Below are 17,378 nucleotides of genomic sequence, written 5' to 3'. Positions count from 1 at the left end.
ACTTCGCCACCTCGTGCACAGCCTGGCAGCGACGCGGCGGCTTTATAGGTTGAACATTCGCCACGTTAACAGGCACTCTCGAAACATGGATACACAGACCGCACACGAACCGCTGACGCTCGACGCACTGCGCAGCGGGCCGCCGACTGTCAGCGTCGAGCGTGCCGGTGAATACCTCGGAGTCTCTCGGACCTATGCGTATGCGATGGCGCGAGAAGACCGCTTGCCGACGATCAAGCTTGGCCCGCGCCGCGTACGGGTTCCGAGTGCTGCGCTGCTGCGGATGCTCACGGGGGAGTAGCACGCGAATCGCCATGCGCCGCAACATGACTGACTGAAAACCCACCAGAAAAAGCGCACCGGCTCGGAAGCCTCTGCCGAGCCGGTGCTGTCACCGCAACAACACATCCCCCGCGAAAGGAATGCCATGTCCAATGTAGGCGATAGCAGAGGCACTCGCCCAGAACAGCTCACGGCGGCGTTGCACGAGGCTCCCGACAACCGCGATCACGCCGCCGTGCGCGATTACCTGCACCGACTGAGCAACCTTGGTCTCGCGGTGCTGTTCGTCTATCCGGGGACAAAGAAGCCGGCCGACATGCGGACTGCCCGTCAGCGCAACGCCGACGACAAAGCCGCCCAGAGCGAGGCAAGAGAGGCTGGACGCCCGGACTGGAAGAAGGCCCGCAGCGACTCCGGATTCGCCTTGGCGACTGGCGACGTCAGCACGCTGGACCGCTATCTCGATGAGTACGTCAGGTTGTTCTCCACGTTCGACGACAACCAGATGACCGAGCCGGCCGCGGTGAACATCGGCATCGAGGTCGGTGCCAGCGGCCTGGTCGTCATCGACGCGGACACGCCGGCTGAGGTTTCCGCGGCTCTGGCCGATGGTGTCAGCGACGCTGCCACGGTCAGCACGCCGGGGGCGCGCAACGCGGCCGGCGAGATGGTGCACTGCGACGGCGGGCACTGGTATTTCGATGTGCCCGAGGACATCGAGCTGCCCACGACCCTTGGCGCGATGAAGTCGAGCCCCGATGACGGCTACAGCGTCCTCTGGAACCGGCGCTACGTGCTCGTCCCACCGTCGACTCGGAAAGAGGGCATCTACAAGGCCGTAGGTGCGGTCGCAGAGCTGCCGGACTGGCTGCGGGGCAGGATCGTCGAGCATGGCCGTGCTCATGCTGAGCGAGCCGCGCACAGCCAGGACAGGGCCGCACATGACGGGCCCGTGGCCGCGTGGGGGTCGACGATCACCTGGGACGAGATCCTGGCCGACACCGACTGGACCAACACCGGCAAGCCGGACAGCTGCGGGTGCGACGTCTGGACCGCGCCAGGGCCGCACAGCTCGCCAAGGTCGGCGACCGCTCACGGGCCGGGCTGCGCGGTGTTCTCCGACTCACCGGACCCACCGCTGCACTTGTGGACTGACCACGGCGTCGATCCGTTCGATTGCTGCCTGGAATCTCACGGTGGGACCGGCAATGTCACTCGCCTGCAAGCTGTCGCGGCGATCCACTACGAGAACAACCTAGGAGCCGCTATGAGCGCCCTGGACCTGCACGACGAGCCGCAGAAACTCGATGCCGACCAGTGCGATGACGACCCGACCGCCATCGGTGCGGCAACCGGGTCCGCTGTCACCTATCCGCCGGAGTTCTGGGAGTCTCGGGAGTCGTTGCGACACATCCGCGATGCGGCCCTGTCCCAACGCGCAGCACCCGACGCCGCGCTGGTTTGCGTGATGGCTCGGCTGTCGTCGCGCATCCCGCCCGGCGTGCGCGTCGACACCGGCATCATGCAGTCGCTCCCGCTCAATCTGTTCGCCGCGCTCGTTTCTCGAACCGGCAAGGGCAAGACTTCGGCGGTGAGCGGATCGACGGTCATCGCCTCGTTCGAGCTGGGTTGGCCGATGGACCCAAACGACGCAGCCAAGGACAACGACGACCGCAGCCCAGTGCGGTGGGCGCTCGGTGACGACTTTCCGAAAGAGGGCAAGGTGCGCACCGGGGAGGGCATCGCGGAGATGTATTACGGCAAGGTCCAGCAGACCAATCCCGTCACAGGCAAGCCCATCAAAGCACGGGCGAGGGTGCGGACCAACGCGCTGATGACCACCGACGAAGGCGCCGGATTGGTGAAGCACATTCTCGACTCCAAGAGCACGGTCGGCGAGACGATGCGCGAGGCATGGTCCGGCTCGGCCATAGGTCAGAGCAACGCTGACGAGGAGAAGTACCGTTTCGTGCCAGCCGGAACCTACGCGCTGGGCATGATCGTCGGTTTCCACCTGACGTCAATGGCTGACCTCCTGACCGCCGAACAGTTGGAGCTGGATACTCCGCAGCGGTTCCTGTGCGCCTGGTCGCGGCCCGATCATCGCGTCGCCACCGCCGAGCACATGACCGCCTTGATTGACCCCGGCCCGTTGCGCATTGCCGTGCCGAGTGTCGGACTGCGGTTGTGCGACACGCTGCGTGGTCGTATCGACGCCGAGCACATGAACGGGTGGCTGGCCGATGATGACGACGACGCTGACGATTCGATCCAATCGCAACGAGTCGCGATGGTGGCCCGTATCGCCGCGCTGCTTGCGGTACTCGACGGTCGTTCTGAGACTGACGAGACCGACCGGCTGATCGTTACCGAGGACGACTGGCAGTTGGCTGAAACCATGTACGACACTTCGTGCGCGATCACCCGGCTGGCTCAAGCCGACCGCCGCTCCCGGCAGGCCAAGGTCAAAAGTGCCGTTCGGGCAGCCGATTTGGCGCGGTCCATCGAGGACGACGAAGCGCGCGCCACTCCAGAGGGCCGCGCAGCGGCTCGCATCGTCGCCTATCTGATCGAGCGAGGACCGGGGCCGCATCGCTGGACCGGCAAGAAGGGCATCCGCGCGAAGTTCAATTCGGAGCAGACGGCTGACGCTGATGCCGGGCTGGCGCAGCTCGTGGCAACCGGTCGCGTGCGGCGAACAGAAGGTGACAGTGGTGCTGTGTTCGTCGAGCTGGTCGGGTAAGCACAACTGATGAACCGTCGGGCAGGGTCCGACAGGGAGTCCGACGGGTCCGACGGGTGTTGAGCGCCAAGGGTCCGACTCCGACTCCGACGAACACCCGTGTCCCCAAAAGAACCATTCTATTTTTGTTTATGCAGGTCAGAGACTCTGCCGTGGGAGACGGCATTGTCTGGTTGGACCGATTCCGGCCGTAAGACCGTCGGACCCGTCGGACCCGTCGGACCCCCCGGTCGGGTGGACGGGAGCTGCGGATCGGGTGCACGAAATGCGCGCGAGCGCCCTCGCTGCATCGCTCATGGGTATTAATTACGTACATGGCCCCCGTGATGCCGCATCGAGACAGTCGAGCCCGAGCCGAGCAAGCGTTCCGGCTGCGCTCGCTCGGCTACACCTGGCGAGCACTCGCCGACCACCTCGGGTACCGCAGCGCAGGAGCCGCGCAGTCGGCCGTGAATCGGTACCTGGACCGGACGCCACCCGAGACCGTCGAAGGCGCACGGAGGTCGGCGACCGAGCGTCTACAGATCTCGTCGCAGATCCTCGCCGAACGGATCTTCGAAGCACGCGCGAGCGGTGACGACGACCGACTCGTGCCGCTGATGCGGGAGCTGCGCAACACCACCTCGGAGATGGCGAAGCTGAACGGGCTCAATGTGCCCGTCGCCCAACAGGTCGACGTGACCGTGTCTGCCTCGGCCTCGGCGATCATCGACCGAATGGAATCGGAACTGTTGGCATTGGCTGCGCGGCAACCGCAGGCACAACCGGCGCTCGGCGCTGTGATTGAGGGGGAAGTGATCGAACCATGACGACCACCGAGGACGTGATCAAGTCGGCGGCAGCCGTCGCGCGCGACGCCGCCGAGGGCCGGCTGTCGCCGGCCGAGCTGGACCAGGCCGTCGCCGACGAGTGCAAGAACCTGTTCGGAACCGTGGTCGGCGACGGCGACCCACTCTGGGATCTCCACCGGGACATCACCCGGCAGTCCATTGCCCTCGGTGCCCTGTCGGCTGACGAACTCGGAGAGTGGCAGGCGGTGATTCGACGCCGGGAACAGCAGAACGGGGCTGTGGGCGCTGTGGAGCCCTCGGAGGCTGCCAGCGGTCCCGATGGGCCTACCGACGCCAGTTCGTCAGCGAGTGGGCCACACAGCCCCTCTTCCGGCTACTCTGACGCGGAGCTCACGGCCGATTAGCGGCGAAACCTGTTGGGACTCTGCAGAGTTCGTTAGGTAGAGTCGTCGGTCGGCGATGCAAGTATGACTTATGAACCGATGTGGTACTGCGGTGCCCACGGGTACCTATCGGGGCCGGGACCCGTCTGATAGCAGTTCGACCCGCCGATGTAGCCGACACCTTGATTCCACATCGGCTGGTTATCGAAGCACCGCTGCCATGACCCGTCTGCTTGAACTGGCCCGTCGCAGTAGGACACCATTGGGCGCTGCTCGCACCCCGGGGGCGGCGGCGTCGGCCACGCGCTGGCCGGTGCGGCGACACCGATACCGGTTGCAGCCATCGCGGCAATGACAACGGCCAGTCGGACCTTCACGATTGCCTCCCCGTATTCGACGACAGTGTGCCCACAGCAAACCATAAGGTCTGTTGCTCGTCCGCGTCTCCGTTTCGTAGTTCGTCGCCGGGTCAGTGCATGCCCATGTTGTTGGATCGGACCAACTGCTCGAACATCTGATGGGAGCGAAGACATGACCGGGACACAGTTGGGCCTCGCTGACTACTGCGCTGCATGTGCTGACCGATCCGGTCGCGCACGGACGGACACGCTCACCGATCCCGAGTCGATTCAGTGGGAGGGCGGACGGGCCGTCGTCGCCTCCTACCGCTGCGTGTGCGGTCACTGCTGGATCACCGCATGGGACGCGCTGCACGCGCTCGGTGGGGTGGCATGAAAACCACGGCGTTGTCTAAAGTCATCGGCGCTCGCGCGCTGGTTTCGGCGCGGTCCCGTCGTCGGCCGGCGTCCCCGGCCGAGCTGGCGAAGCGGATGATCCCGAACTACCGGATCACTCCGACCATTGCGCTGATTAGCGATGCCATCGCCGACGCCGTCGCCAACCCTGACCGGCGGTACATCATCTCGACGCCGCCAAGGACCGGAAAGAGTGTGCTGACGTCTCAGGTCGGGACGGTGTTCGCGCTGGCGTCGAACCCGGACGCGATGATCATTTTGCGTTCGTACTCGGACTCGCTCGCGGAAGAACATTCGAGAGCAGCCCGGCGTCTGATCGAGGATCACGGGGAGCTGTTGGGGATCTCGCTATCCACCGATAAGGCCAGCGTCGGCCGCTGGCAGCTCGCCAACGCACGCGGCGGTCTGCTCGCTGGCGGAATCCTCTCCGGCGCTACCGGGTTTGGTGCCGATCTGCTGATCATCGACGACCCGATTAAGAACTCGGTCGAAGCGGATTCGGCGGCGTATCGGCGTCGACTCAGCAACGAGTTCCGTGCCTCGCTGCTGTCCCGGCTCCATCCAGGAGCTTCGGTGTTGGTCGTGGCCACCCGCTGGGCAGAGCTGGACCTTTCTGGCGAGCTGATGGCCGAGGACGGTAGCCGCTGGCAGCACATCAACGTGCCAGCGATCTCGACGGCGGGCGTGCCCGACGCCCTGGACCGCGCGCCCGGCATCGGGATGACCACCGCGCTCGGTGAGCGCACGGTCGAGGACTTCCAAGAGATCCAGCGGGCGGTGGGATCACGGGCGTGGGCGGCGCTATACCTCGGTGTCCCGTCGACTCCCGCGGGCACATTGATCCGCGCGGATTGGTTGGAGAACTGGAGGATGCCGGCCGCCCCACCGCGTCCGATCAAGACGGTGGTCGGGGTCGATCCGTCCGACTCGGGGTCGGGTGATTCGTGCGGGATCGTGGCGGCGTCGATTGCCTCGGACGGCACCGTGGCGGTCATTGCCGACCAGTCCGCGCCGATGACGTCCGAGCAGTGGGCTACCGCGGCGGTGAGTCTGGCTGTCGACACGGGTGCCAGTGAGATTGCGGTCGAGGGATTCGCAGCGCGCGAGACCTACGTGCGCGTGGTCAAGGATGCGCTGAGCCGCTACAAGATCACGCGCCCGATCACAGTGTCCAGTTGGCCGCCGAAGGGTTCCGGTCGGGGCGGTGGTGACGCGCTGGCCAGAAGCGCCGCGTTGATCCAGGGCTTAGAGGTCGGGACCGCCCGGATCGCAGGTCACCTTCCCGATCTGGAGGACGCCGCCGTGGGTTGGCAAGCCGGGCAGCATCAGCCGGATCAGGTTGCCGCCCTGGTCGTCGCGCACGACGTGTTGGTGCACTCGCTCGCGGGTCGGGTCACGTTCACCAACCCAGCCGCTCACGGCGGCCTACGCGACCGTGCCGACACCCGATCACCAATCGAAGCGCGCCTGGGACGACGGCCGGGCCTGGCCCCGGTGACGCCGATCAACAGTCGGTTGACCCGGCGTATCTCTGACGGTGGTTACGACCCGCTCGGGTACCAGCGGACGACCCGTCGCGGCTTCTGATCGAGGCTGCGTGACGGGACCGACGTTGCGCTAATGACGCGCGCGATCGGTCCCGTCGCGAAAGAAGGCCTGCCCATGTCGGCGCCCGGTGCTGATCGCCGCTTTGGGGGCTCACTGTCCAGTTGTCTAAGGTGCAGCAAGAGAAGTCAGATGGCGGCGACAGCCTCGGCCCGAAGGTGCGCGGCGTCCTGCGAATGCAGCACCGCGCGAACGGTCGACGGGTGCCACTTGGCGCCGCCTTGTGCGGTAGGCACGCCTTCGGCGACCAGGCCGCGGGCGATGGCAGGCAACGACATGCCCGACTCGCGGGCGCCGATGATGCGCTCGACTACCTCACGGGGCAGCGATGACGGCCGACCGAGGCGCACCCCCTGTGCCTTCTTCACGGCCAACGCTGCCTTGGTGCGGTCGCTGATCAGTGCGCGTTCCAGCTCGGCAACGCTGCCCATGATCTGAGTCTGAAATCTCCCCGCAGCAGAGGACGTGTCGATCGTGCCGTCGACCGAGACCACCGCCCCATCGGCGCGTTCAACCCGGTCTATGACATCGAGCAGGGTCCGCAGTCCGCGGGCGACGCGGTCGGTCTTGGCGACCATCAGCACCGAGGCATGACCGGACTCGATCAGCTCGATTGCGTAGCCGAGGCCGGGGCGTTGGTGCACGTCCTTGGCGCCGCTGATGCCCTCATCGGAGTATGTGCCCACGATGGTCCAGCCACGGCGTGCGGCCTCGGCGGTGATCGCGGCGCGCTGGGCCACAAGGCCCGCACCGGACGCGGCCTGTTCGTCAGTCGAGACCCGCAGGTAGGCCACGACGGTCCCGGCCGGGGCGGTGCGGGGTCGGCGGCGCTGGGCGGTCATCGGGCCAGCCCCGATCCGATGCGCCGGTCGGCTCGGACGCTGACATATCCACCGGACACCGGGGAGCCCTGCCATTCTTGGCGAGTCAGCCCATCGGCCTCGCAGCACGCCAGCGACCAGCAGGTGACGGTCCGTGCGGCGGCGTCCCAGAACGCACGCTCGCCCGCGGCGATTGCCGCGCCGCAGACCTTGCAGGTTCCTGCATAGCGGACGTCCATCCATCGTGAACCGCGGTTGCCGGTGCGGGCGGCGTGGCGGTACCGAGGCGCGCTCATGCCACGGTCTCCAGCGCGTAAGCCGAGCCGCCGATGCACACCTGGTCACATGCTTCGCATTCCCAGTAGCCGGCCTTGCTGACTCGGCCGGCATCGCAGAGGTACCCGACCATCTCGACAAAGGCAGAGACCCTTTCGTAATCGGCGTCAGGGTCCTGATGCAGATCGAAGGCGGAATAGTCATCGTTGACGATGGCGGGGGCGCAGGTGTCATAGACGTGATAGACGACGGACATGGCGGTGGTTCCTCTCAGTTCAGGGCCATGGCAAACAGATTGTGCGGTGGTCATCGGGACCGCTGGCGCGGCGGGCACGAACGTAATAGGCAGTCCACTAACAGCATTCGAACGATTGGTGTAAGGCATGCCCTGAAAATACCGTTCGCCTCCAGCGCGGCAGAGCTAACAGGTACGGGAGGCCAACCGTGCCCAAAATTTTCCCATTTTCGGACTCCGAATCCCAGGACTCTGCCTACTGTTCTCTGCAAATACGTTGCACCACAATGCCTTCCGATGAGGCACTAAGGACACGCCCGAAGCCAGAATGCCGAGCATCCCTGCCGCTCAGCACAGTACAGTTGTCTCATGATCGACCCATCCGACATGTCACCCGCTCGATGGCAGGCCCGGCACGCGGGGCTCAAAGCTCACGGCGTGCCCGACGATGACGATCGGATCATCGAATGTCTCGCCGCCTTGGCGTGGTGGAGAGTCCGCCGGGTCGTGGACCGCGAACGAGAGCTGCTGGCGCCCCAGCATGTCGACGCGCTGGCCGACATGCTCAAGCATGCGCACCAGGCGGTGACCGCATGAGCACCAGAACCGAACGGCGGCCGACACCGCGGCTCTCGAAAGCCCGCGCCGCGGAGAAGACCATTGCGGCAAAAGGGGCAGCGGCACCGCCACCTCTGCCTCAGGCCGAGCTCCGCACCCGGCGCCGCGCGGGTCTGCCGGTGGTCTACAACGGGGAGTTCGACCTCGCCGCTGAGATCTCCGACATCTGCATGCCGTTGGCCCGCCGCGCTGCCCGGTGCAATGGGCTGCACATGGCGTTCCCCTCGCTCGTCCGCGATCTTGTCGACGCCGTCCACGGCGAACTGGTGTCCACCGTCGTGGGATGGTTGGCCGAGATCGACGCTGCAGAGCGGATCGCACGGGAGGTTGGGCACCTGGATTCGGCGAGCCAGAAGCAGGCGGTGCGCCATCTGGTGGACCTCGCACCGCGGCCGGCGGTCCCGCAGGTCGACGCCGACGAGATCAGGACCAGGACTTGGGCAACCGATCTGGTCGAGATGGCACAGCACTACAGCACGCCGCTGGCTGACCTGCTAGCCCGCTCCCGGCGACCCGGAGACCCTGATCTGCGGGGCGCGGTGTCGCGATCAGAGAGGCTGTGTGACCTCCTGCGTGAAGTCGACACCGCCGCAAGGCAACTGGAGATCCGTATCGAGAAAGCCGAACACGCCGCAGCCCGGCGCCCGCGGCCGGCGCAGACCCGCACCCAGGCCACGCGCGCCAGCCTCCGCAAACTCGGAATCGAGGCATAGAAATGACATCAGCACTGCTGCCCGTCGAGTTCACAGCTCCGCTGACCAGACCGGTCCACCCGCTCGGTCTGGACGCGGCCACCGCGTGGATCGAGACCACCACCCCCGATGAGGCACGGCGGTGGCTTCCCGAGGGCGTGCAGTTCCGGCTAACCTCCTCGCACCACGGCCCCACCTCGGCGTTCGGCGTTTGGGGCGCGCCGTGGTGCGTAGATCCTGACGACCTGGACCCCGAGGACGACCTCAAGACCGGGCCGGCGGTCGAGGACGACGACCCCGACCCGTTCGAAGCCCAAACGGTTTGGGCCTCGAATCGACTCCAGAACTGCGGAAACCTGAGCCCATTAGACCGAGCTCAGGCAATCGAGATAGCGCAACAGACCTTCGCCCTGCGCGAGCCGCTTGCCGTCGAGACGCAGTTCGCGACCCGACTGCTCGCCGATGCACCGACGCCGACCGCCGTCGATAACCTTGTGACTGCGGTGGCGCACCTGGAGGAAGCCTTCGCGGCCACTGGCACGGTCGGGCTCGTGCACGCCCGCGTCAGCATGCTGGCCGTCGCCGAGGACCGGCGGATGATCGTGCGCGACCCGGCCACGCCGGGCGTCCTGCGCACCCCGGCAGGTCATCGGTGGGTGTTCGGTGCGGGCTACGCGACCCCGTTGGGGGACACGCTGATCGGGACCAGCCAGACCTACGGCTGGCGCGACGAGATCAAGACCCGCGAAGCGATCCAGCACACGCTGAACCAGTTCGTGGTGATCGCCGAACGCTCGGTGATCGTCGGCTACGAAGCGGTCATGGGCGCCGCGGAGATCACCCCGTGAGCTCTCACGGCAACCGCACCGTCTGCGGGAGGCTGCGGCAATCAACGAGGCCGTCGCAGTCTCCCGCAGACGGTGACGGGAGCGGCGCCGTGGTGGCGGTGGGCAGGCCGTGGACCGCGCCGCCACCACGACGACCGCCTGCCTCCCTCGGCGGTACCCGGAAACAGAGGAGTGCTGGCAGATGGCCTATCAGCTGACCAAGGCCGAGCGAGACCGCCTTGGACTGGCGGTGCACGAGGCGACGCACGCCGTCGTCGGCGTCCTCAACGGCGGCACCGTCGAGCGAGCGCGCCTGACAGACAACGGCACTGACGGGATCTGCGAGTTCACCGACACCAGTTTCGAACAGGACCGCAGCCGCTATCGCCGTGCTCTGGTCGCCGCAGCGGGACCGGCAGCGGCGGCGATCTTCGGTCACGGCGACATACCCACCGCGCGCCAGCTCGAGCGATACCTCGGCAACAGCGACCGCGAGGAACTGCGACTGGCCGCGCTGCACTCGCACGCCTCGGCCGACGAACAGCTCTGGGAGGCGCTCCCGGTCGTGCGGCGACGCTGGCGCCCGATTGGGACGCTGGCCGCGAAGATCTTCGCCGGTCACGAGATCGGTCACGACGACGTCCTAGCCGCACTCGGCATCACTGATGACGACGGCGCAACCGCAGGCGCTAAGCTCGCGATGATTGCCAGCGGCGGGACCCCGAGGCCGCGACCGTTGAAGTCGAAAGCTATGGCTACGGTGTAACTCCTACTGCTGTTCCTGCTGCTCTTCGGGTGAGCTGGGCTTGGTCGGAAAATTCAACATGGCGCGCAGCTCGTCCTGGTCGAGCCTGATGCCTGCGGTCTGCGCCGGTAGGCCCGCATAGGCGCGCGCAGCGTTGACGAACTCGACCGACGCTGTCTCGTAGGCGGCGTTGGCGGCCTTCACCAGTTCCTTGGGTCCCGGGCCGACGACCTTGCGAGCCAGCGCCGCGTAGGTGAGTCTCACCGCCTTCTGGGCGGTGTCTTCATCGGCCACCAACTGCAGTTCGTTGAGGATCGTCATCAGTCGCGTGAGATCTTCTTCGAGCGTGCCGGACATTCGCAGTAGGTTGAGCAGGAGACCAGCCTTGCCGCCCGCGCCAATGCCTGACAACGACAGGGTGCTGAGCTTGGCCCTGATCTCCTCGGGAGGGCGCCCCTGCACCGCAGCCTCGAATACCTCCCTCAAACCGCCAGCCGTCTCTTTGAGGTTCTGGCTGCTGACCGCCAGTGCGTTGGCCTCGTTGAGCAGCCGAACCGCTATCTCGCGCACCTGTTCGCGGGCGTCCCGACGATCTTGGGCCTGCTGGTTGGTCTCGGCGGTGCGCTTCGCCGAACGAAACGAGATCAAGCCACCCAATCCGGTGCCCAAGATCGTGCTCGCGGGGACGCTCCACCACGGGGCGGTGGCGTTGGTCAGGAAGTCAGAAAGTGCGCTCATTTGGGGGAATCTAGCCTTTACAGCGTGATATCCGTCGTCACCGGCGGTAGTGCTTCGCCCGCGGCAGTCTTGAGGAACTGTCGGGTTGCCGCGATGATCTGCGGCACGTCTGTTGCGAGGTCAAGCCGATGTGAGCCATACGTGATCACGCCGTCTCGGACGACACTGTCGTGAGCGAAGATGGTCAGCGCGTCCCGGTGGGGATTGCCGTGCACCTTGCCCAGTGCACGCTCCTCGATGTGCTCGTAAGCGTGACGTATCGCGGTGACCGTCGCGAAGTGCGCTGAGATCGCTGAGGGGACGGTGGCAGTGGTTCCGAGCTCGGCGCCAGCCCTTCTGGACATGTCCACAGCACGGCTCAGCGAAACCACCGCCAGCTCAACGGCGCCGACCATCTCGAAAACGGCACGTCTGACTGCAGGCGCGCCCTCGGGGTCGCTCTGTCGCAGCTCCTCAACTCGTTGAAACAAGGACTGGGCGAGGTCCAACCGCCGCGCTGCGGCGAGTAGATAACGCCGCCGCTGATCGGTGTCCGACTGAGAAGCGGCAGCCAGCCACGTGAAGAGAACCGGTGTCACTGGCACGTAACCGATATTCCCCTGCGACTCGAACTCGTCGACCGCGTCGAGTTCAAGTGTGACCTGTACCTCGACAGAATCGCCAGGAGCGACGTGCACCCGGCTTCCGTCGTCGGGCTCACTGAATCGGAGCGTTCTGGCGACGACCTTGCCTGGTTCCCTTCGCACCAAAACGATCCGCAGCGGCATCATGTACCCGTGGGTGCCTGCAGCCGACATGTGGAGGCTCACGTGAGACAGGTGCACCATCACGCAAAGCTGGTCGCCGTCAAAGAGCGGCACAGGTGCCGGATCTTGGTCCGTATCGCACGGGTCGACACACCGGACATAGACGATGTTGCCGTCGCGTTCGTGAAGCATCACCCGTTCGGGAAGGTCAGCGTCCTTGCGCATCACAGCGTTGATGTGCTGGACCGGCTTCCGGTCGTCAGTATTCACAGGACATATCTGGCCTCCGTCGTCAGCAAACCTGTTCGATCAGACCCCCCGTATTGCCAAGAACTTGCCAAGACGCGGACCAACAGGCTGATACGCAAATGTACAGGTTGGACGTTTGCCACCCTTTGATCTGCACATATGGGCACAGAGCGTCACAACACGACACGCATAGAACGCGTGTTCGGGCATTTACACACCAGCGGTCGGCGGTTCGATACCGTCCGCGCCCACGAGGGAAACGTGCGAGCGTTAGGCTCTGCTGATTGTGAGAACGCGTCCTGCGGTCGTGAGCGGCGCAGTGACTGCGGCTGCTGCCGTGTTGGGCAATGCCTTCGTGGGCAAGGAGGCGATCACCTGGTTCCGCGGGTTGACGACGCCACGCTGGCAGTTGCCGATGCCGGGATTTGTTGCAGTCGCAGCGATCTACTACCTGGTCATGGGAGTGGTCCTAGCTCGTGGCATCGACCGGCGCAGCGCCGGCACGGTGGGATGGGCGGTGACGGTGTTGGTCGGGAACGAAGCGTGGAACGGGCTGCTTTTCGGGCGTCGGAGCACGCGTGCTGCCTTCGTCGGTCTACTGGCGTTCCTGCTGCCGATCGCCGGGTTGCAGCGATCGGTCTGGAGGGACCGGCGATCCCGGTGGATACTGCTGCCCTACACCGCGTACGTGGTCCTGTACGACGTTCCGTGGGCGTATCGGCTCTGGCGGCTCAACCCGTCGGGCGGCGGCGGCCGAACAGTGGCGTCGCAGGCCGGCTCATAACGGGCGACGCGACCGATTCAGCAGCAGCCCTTGGCTTTCCGCTCCGCGAGGTGCGCGTGCTCGCTGTTGTCGCCCCCGCCCACCGCGGTGAGGAACTCGTCGAGATCCACCCGGTGACCGCCCAGCCAGGTGCCCGCCACCCTGACCGCATCGATGATCGCCGACGGTTCCACCGTCCACGGGTCGGCGGTCAGCTCTACGAAGTCGGCGAGCTTGCCCGGGGCGATCGACCCGACGAGGTTCTCGCGATGCAGGGTGCGCGCGGCGTTGATGGTCTGGGCCCGCCAGGCCTGATCCAGCGAGATCGCCTGCTCGGGTCCGTGCACCGTGCCGTTGCGGGTAAGCCGGGTGACCGCGGTGGCAATGTTGATCACCGGTGTCGGTGGCGAGACCGATCCGTCGTTGTGCAGCGACACGCACGCGCCTGAGTTGACGGCGTCGGCGAAGGCCGCCCATCGGGCACCGTGCTCGGAGTCGAACATTGCGCCGTCGAGCAGTTCGCCCCAGTAGTAGTACTGGAACGGCGCCATCGACACGTGCACCCCCAGCCGCGCCGCCCGGTCGAAATGCGCGCGGGTCCCCGCGCCGCAGTGCTCCAGGCGCCAGCGGTGGTCGGTGCCCAGCAGGGAGTATCTGTTCAGCGCGTCCTCGTAGGCATCCAATGCCAGGTCCAGCGCGAGGTCGCCGTTGGCGTGGAAGGCCATCTGCCAACCCTTGGGGGCGGCGTGGTCGAGGATCTCGTCGAGCTGCGCGCGCGAGTAGTTCATAGAGTGGGCGCCGCCCGCGACGGCCGGGTCGATGCCTGCGGTGCGGGTGGCCTCGGTGTCCAGGTAGGGGAACGAGATCGCGATGTTGCCGACCCACGGTGAGCCGTCGGTCCACAGCTTGACGCCGGCCTTGGTCAGCCAGGATTCACCGGCGCCGAAAGTGGTTGGCTCGGAGTAGGTATCGGTGATCGACATCTCCCACATGCTGACCCGGAGCGGGCATGACGGTGCGGCGGCCAGCGCCTCGTAGCCGGCGGCGAACTTGGGGTCATAGGTCATGTCGGAAGTCGAGGTGTAACCGCCCCGCGACATCAGCGCGTAGTAGTGGGCGCCCGACAGCAGTGGGTCACCCATCTGCATGATCAGTGGCATGGTCACTGCGGTGACCACCGGCAACTCGAATCCCTGGCCGTTGAGCGAACCGTCGGCGTTGCGGCCGAAGTGGGAGGCGACCGGATCTTCCGGAGGGTCGGTGTCCCAGCCGTGGAGTTTGATGAGCGCAGTGTTGAAGTACACGCCGTGTCCGGAGTTGTCGGTGATCACCGTGACGCGGTCGCCGAAGATCTCGTCGAGTTCGTCGGCGTGTGGTGTCGGGTGGCCGTGCAGGAGCGCGTCGTAGCCGGCGAACCACAGTGGCGTGGCGGGATCGGTGCGGGCGATCGCATCGGCGAACACCTTCTGCACGTCGGCCCAGGTGGGGGCGTCCCACGGTGCGATCGACCGGGCCGGGGCCTGGGTGGCGACCCCACTGATCAGCGGATGACCATGTGGCTCAACAAATCCCGGTGCAAGCGCGGCGGCGCCGGTGTCGACGATTTCCGCGCCGGGAAGCGCCGCTCGGCAGTCCTCGAGGCTGCCCACTGCCACGATCGTGTCACCGGATACCGCCACCGCCCGGGCCCGTGGAACGTCGTCGTCCATGGTGATGATGGTGTTTGCGGTCAAGATCAGATCCCCCATGGGGGACAGTCTGACACCCGATCCACCTGCCATTCGGCGAATTGATCTGTGAGACGCTGCCGTGGTGTTTTCAGCAGGCGGCCGTGCGGTCGGAATCGTCGCCGGTGTCGTGGCCGACCTCATGTTCGGTGACCCCCGGCGTGCGCATCCGGTGGCACTGTTCGGCACCGGCGCGGCGGCCGTGGAACGCCACAGCTACTCCGACAGCCGGGCCGCCGGGGTGGCTCACACCACCGGACTGCTTGTCGCCGTGGCCGCCGTTGGTGCCCTCGCGGAGGGAGTCGGCGGCCGGCGCGGTGCGCTGCGTGAGGCGGCGACCGTTGCGGCGGCGACGTTCATCGCGTTGGGCGGAACGACACTGTGCCGGACCGGCGAACAGATGGCAGGCCTCCTCGAGTCCGGAGACATCAACGGCGCCCGCCGATTGCTGCCGTCGCTGTGCGGACGCGACCCGGCCGCTCTCGATGCCACCGGACTGACCCGCGCGGCGCTGGAATCGATCGCCGAGAACACCTCCGACGCGCAGGTCAGCCCCATCGTGTGGGCGGCGGTGGGCGGCACCCCCGCAGTGCTGGTCTACCGCGCCGCCAACACCTTGGACGCGATGATCGGCAACCGATCGCCGCGGTACGCCCGCTTCGGCTGGGCGGCAGCCCGTTTCGACGATCTGGCCAATCTCGCCGGCGCCCGGCTGACAGGTGTGCTGGTCGCCCTGTGCGCGCCCGTCGTCGGCGGATCGCCGGTGGCGGCACTGCGGGCATGGCGCCGCGACGCGCACAAACATCCCAGCCCGAACGCCGGAGTGGCGGAGGCGTCCTTCGCAGGCGCTCTGGGGGTGCGTCTGGGCGGGCCCACCCAGTACGCGCACGAGTTGGAGATCCGTCCGATGCTCGGCGACGGCCGGGTCCCCGAGGTCGCCGACCTCGCGCGCGCGGTGCGGTTGTCGCGGGCCGTTCAGCTGGCCGCGGTGGTGGTGGCTGTCAGCGTCGCCGGCCGTAGCGGTCGGCGAGTTTCTCCTCGGCGGTGAGCGGCGCCGCGGGTTCCCCGGCGGCGTCACGGGCCGAGGCGGCCTCGGTGGCGGCAGTGGCGGCCGCTTTCTCGCGGCGACGCACCTGCAGTTCGGAATACACGAAGTAGCCGACGCCGATCGGAGCGATGATGCCGAACGCGATCCACTGGATTCCGTAGGACAGGAACGGTCCGGCGTCGAGGCGAGGCAGGGGGATGGCACCCAGGCCGCCGGGCTGTCCGTCGACCAGCTGCAGGTAGGAGCCCGTCAACGGGATGCCGGTCAGGTTCGAGATCTGGTCGGTGTTGATCGAGTAGACCTGCTGGATGCCGTCCGCGGAGAACGGGTCCTTACCCGGGGGCACCGGTTCGGGATCGCGGAGTCGGGCCGTGATGGTGACGGTGCCGGCCGGTGGCGGCTCGATGGCCGGCACCTGCGAACCTGCGACGGGGCGCACGTACCCGCGGTTGACGAGCACCGTCGGTCCGTCCTCGACCGCGAACGGCACGAGCACCTCGAACGCCGGATCGGCCTCGATGACCCGCAGCCTGGCCAGCACCTGGCCTTCGGGAAGGAATCGCCCGGTGGCCGTCACCTGCTGCCATTGTTCTTCGGGGGCGGCGGAATCCTGCTGCGGCAGCGCCGTCGTCACCGGGACCGGGTCGGCCTCCAGCGAGCGCGCGATCTGGGCGTTCTCCCGTGAGGTCGAGGTGTTCTTGCCCAGCTGCCAGGGGGCCAGCACGGTGAAACAGAGATACGCGAACGCGATGACGACGACGTAGAGCGCCAGCCACTGCGGTCGCAGCAGAAAACCCCATCGACGCCACATCAGCCTGCCGCCCGTTCGCCCAACCGCTCGTCGACCCAGCCGTGCAGACCGGGAAGCGCTGCCTCGATCACGGCGAACACGTCCTCGAAGTCGTCGTGGGTGCCGTAGTACGGGTCGTCGACGTCGGGGATGTGCGCGCCCGAGCGCGGGTCGAACGACCGCAGCATCCGCAGCCGCTCGGGGGGCACACCCTCGTGCTGCAGCATCCGCAGGTGGTTGCGGCCCAGCGCCACTACCAGGTCCGCGGCCAGGTGGTCGCCGTCCATCTGGGCGGCGCGGTGCTCGGCCGGATAGCCGTGGGCGCGCAGCACCTGACCGGCACGGCGGTCCGCGGGCTCACCCTCGTGCCAGTGCCCGGTGCCGGCGCTGGTCACGCGCACGACGTCGGCGAGACCACGCTCACCTATCTGGTGGGCGAACATCTTCTCCGCCATCGGACTCCGGCAGATGTTGCCCGAGCAGATGAACGTGATGTGCAGCAGGTCAGGCACCGGAGCCGGTCCGCCGGCGACATCGGGCACGG

General features: G+C 66.8%; 21 protein-coding genes. 12 read left to right on the top strand and 9 right to left on the bottom strand.

Features of this window, described 5'->3' with window-relative positions:
• Nucleotides 1-85: 85 nt before the first annotated feature.
• The 4 genes from ABDC78_RS17035 to ABDC78_RS17020 all read left to right on the top strand — a co-directional run bounded on the left by ABDC78_RS17035 (nucleotide 86) and on the right by ABDC78_RS17020 (nucleotide 4,220).
• Nucleotides 86-301 carry a helix-turn-helix domain-containing protein gene (locus ABDC78_RS17035; protein ID WP_178359966.1) on the top strand — a complete coding sequence of 72 codons (216 nt, stop codon included), beginning with the start codon at nucleotides 86-88 and terminating at the stop codon, nucleotides 299-301.
• Nucleotides 302-427: 126 nt separating this feature from the next.
• Nucleotides 428-3,025: a bifunctional DNA primase/polymerase gene (locus tag ABDC78_RS17030; protein WP_178359967.1), complete on the top strand. Its 2,598-nt coding sequence runs from the start codon at nucleotides 428-430 to the stop codon at nucleotides 3,023-3,025.
• Nucleotides 3,026-3,339: 314 nt separating this feature from the next.
• Nucleotides 3,340-3,834: a hypothetical protein gene (locus tag ABDC78_RS17025; protein ID WP_178359968.1), complete on the top strand. Its 495-nt coding sequence runs from the start codon at nucleotides 3,340-3,342 to the stop codon at nucleotides 3,832-3,834.
• On the top strand, nucleotides 3,831-4,220 hold the full coding sequence (locus tag ABDC78_RS17020) for a flagellar hook-length control protein (RefSeq protein WP_178359969.1): 390 nt from the start codon (nucleotides 3,831-3,833) through the stop codon (nucleotides 4,218-4,220). The genes ABDC78_RS17025 and ABDC78_RS17020 overlap by 4 nt, the downstream gene beginning before the upstream one ends.
• Nucleotides 4,221-4,288: 68 nt before the next feature.
• Here the strand turns inward: ABDC78_RS17020 and ABDC78_RS17015 are convergent, their stop codons facing one another.
• Entirely contained in the window at nucleotides 4,289-4,576 is a 288-nt protein-coding gene (locus ABDC78_RS17015) for a hypothetical protein (RefSeq protein ID WP_178359970.1), read from the bottom strand.
• 154 nt (nucleotides 4,577-4,730) lie between these two features.
• Here ABDC78_RS17015 and ABDC78_RS17010 point away from each other — a divergent pair, with 154 nt between their 5' ends.
• Nucleotides 4,731-4,934, top strand: a complete 204-nt coding sequence (locus tag ABDC78_RS17010; RefSeq protein ID WP_178359971.1) for a hypothetical protein — start codon at nucleotides 4,731-4,733, stop codon at nucleotides 4,932-4,934.
• On the top strand, nucleotides 4,931-6,541 hold the full coding sequence (locus ABDC78_RS17005; RefSeq protein WP_178359972.1) for a terminase family protein: 1,611 nt from the start codon (nucleotides 4,931-4,933) through the stop codon (nucleotides 6,539-6,541). Before ABDC78_RS17010 ends, ABDC78_RS17005 begins: the two co-directional genes overlap by 4 nt.
• Nucleotides 6,542-6,687: 146 nt before the next feature.
• Here ABDC78_RS17005 and ABDC78_RS17000 read toward each other — a convergent pair whose 3' ends face one another.
• From ABDC78_RS17000 to ABDC78_RS16990, 3 genes are read right to left on the bottom strand one after another with little or no spacing between them, the layout of a single operon-like run.
• The gene (locus ABDC78_RS17000; protein ID WP_178359973.1) at nucleotides 6,688-7,401 is read right to left on the bottom strand and encodes a recombinase family protein; all 714 of its coding nucleotides are present in this window, start codon (nucleotides 7,399-7,401) and stop codon (nucleotides 6,688-6,690) included.
• Nucleotides 7,398-7,676, bottom strand: coding sequence for a hypothetical protein (locus ABDC78_RS16995; protein ID WP_178359974.1), 279 nt, complete (start codon nucleotides 7,674-7,676; stop codon nucleotides 7,398-7,400). Before ABDC78_RS16995 ends, ABDC78_RS17000 begins: the two co-directional genes overlap by 4 nt.
• Nucleotides 7,673-8,041: a hypothetical protein gene (locus tag ABDC78_RS16990; protein ID WP_218620968.1), complete on the bottom strand. Its 369-nt coding sequence runs from the start codon at nucleotides 8,039-8,041 to the stop codon at nucleotides 7,673-7,675. The genes ABDC78_RS16995 and ABDC78_RS16990 overlap by 4 nt, the downstream gene beginning before the upstream one ends.
• Before the next feature lie 219 nt (nucleotides 8,042-8,260).
• On the opposite strand from ABDC78_RS16990, the gene ABDC78_RS16985 reads away from it, so the two are divergent.
• The 4 genes from ABDC78_RS16985 (at nucleotide 8,261) to ABDC78_RS16970 (ending at nucleotide 10,794) form a co-directional block, all read left to right on the top strand.
• On the top strand, nucleotides 8,261-8,488 hold the full coding sequence (locus tag ABDC78_RS16985) for a hypothetical protein (RefSeq protein WP_178359975.1): 228 nt from the start codon (nucleotides 8,261-8,263) through the stop codon (nucleotides 8,486-8,488).
• Nucleotides 8,485-9,222, top strand: coding sequence for a hypothetical protein (locus ABDC78_RS16980; RefSeq protein WP_178359976.1), 738 nt, complete (start codon nucleotides 8,485-8,487; stop codon nucleotides 9,220-9,222). The genes ABDC78_RS16985 and ABDC78_RS16980 overlap by 4 nt, the downstream gene beginning before the upstream one ends.
• A 2-nt stretch (nucleotides 9,223-9,224) precedes the next feature.
• Nucleotides 9,225-10,049: a hypothetical protein gene (locus ABDC78_RS16975; protein ID WP_178359977.1), complete on the top strand. Its 825-nt coding sequence runs from the start codon at nucleotides 9,225-9,227 to the stop codon at nucleotides 10,047-10,049.
• Between the two features lie 181 nt (nucleotides 10,050-10,230).
• A complete protein-coding gene (locus tag ABDC78_RS16970) occupies nucleotides 10,231-10,794 on the top strand; it encodes a M50 family metallopeptidase (protein WP_178359978.1) in 564 nt (187 codons plus the stop codon).
• Nucleotides 10,795-10,797: 3 nt separating this feature from the next.
• Here ABDC78_RS16970 and ABDC78_RS16965 read toward each other — a convergent pair whose 3' ends face one another.
• A complete protein-coding gene (locus ABDC78_RS16965; RefSeq protein WP_178359979.1) occupies nucleotides 10,798-11,511 on the bottom strand; it encodes a hypothetical protein in 714 nt (237 codons plus the stop codon).
• A gap of 17 nt (nucleotides 11,512-11,528) precedes the next feature.
• Complete coding sequence (locus tag ABDC78_RS16960) at nucleotides 11,529-12,527, bottom strand: light-mediated development protein DET1 (protein WP_178359980.1); 999 nt, start codon at nucleotides 12,525-12,527, stop codon at nucleotides 11,529-11,531.
• Between the two features lie 286 nt (nucleotides 12,528-12,813).
• Between ABDC78_RS16960 and ABDC78_RS16955 the strand changes: the two genes are divergently transcribed.
• The gene (locus tag ABDC78_RS16955; protein WP_178359981.1) at nucleotides 12,814-13,290 is read left to right on the top strand and encodes a TspO/MBR family protein; all 477 of its coding nucleotides are present in this window, start codon (nucleotides 12,814-12,816) and stop codon (nucleotides 13,288-13,290) included.
• Nucleotides 13,291-13,307: 17 nt separating this feature from the next.
• Here the strand turns inward: ABDC78_RS16955 and ABDC78_RS16950 are convergent, their stop codons facing one another.
• Nucleotides 13,308-15,017 (bottom strand): amidohydrolase family protein, encoded by a 1,710-nt coding sequence (locus tag ABDC78_RS16950; RefSeq protein WP_178359982.1) that lies wholly within the window; start codon nucleotides 15,015-15,017, stop codon nucleotides 13,308-13,310.
• Between the two features lie 121 nt (nucleotides 15,018-15,138).
• Here ABDC78_RS16950 and ABDC78_RS16945 point away from each other — a divergent pair, with 121 nt between their 5' ends.
• The gene (locus ABDC78_RS16945; protein WP_218621029.1) at nucleotides 15,139-16,044 is read left to right on the top strand and encodes a cobalamin biosynthesis protein; all 906 of its coding nucleotides are present in this window, start codon (nucleotides 15,139-15,141) and stop codon (nucleotides 16,042-16,044) included.
• On the opposite strand, the gene ABDC78_RS16940 is transcribed toward ABDC78_RS16945, so the two are convergent.
• Entirely contained in the window at nucleotides 15,998-16,855 is an 858-nt protein-coding gene (locus ABDC78_RS16940; protein ID WP_178359984.1) for an SURF1 family protein, read from the bottom strand. The genes ABDC78_RS16945 and ABDC78_RS16940 overlap by 47 nt on opposite strands.
• Complete coding sequence (locus tag ABDC78_RS16935; RefSeq protein ID WP_178360307.1) at nucleotides 16,855-17,346, bottom strand: low molecular weight protein-tyrosine-phosphatase; 492 nt, start codon at nucleotides 17,344-17,346, stop codon at nucleotides 16,855-16,857. The genes ABDC78_RS16940 and ABDC78_RS16935 overlap by 1 nt, the downstream gene beginning before the upstream one ends.
• Nucleotides 17,347-17,378: the final 32 nt, after the last annotated feature.

This window comes from Mycobacterium sp. DL, from assembly GCF_039729195.1.
Classification (GTDB): domain Bacteria; phylum Actinomycetota; class Actinomycetes; order Mycobacteriales; family Mycobacteriaceae; genus Mycobacterium; species Mycobacterium hippocampi_A.
This window is presented reverse-complemented; position numbering and strand designations above follow the sequence as displayed.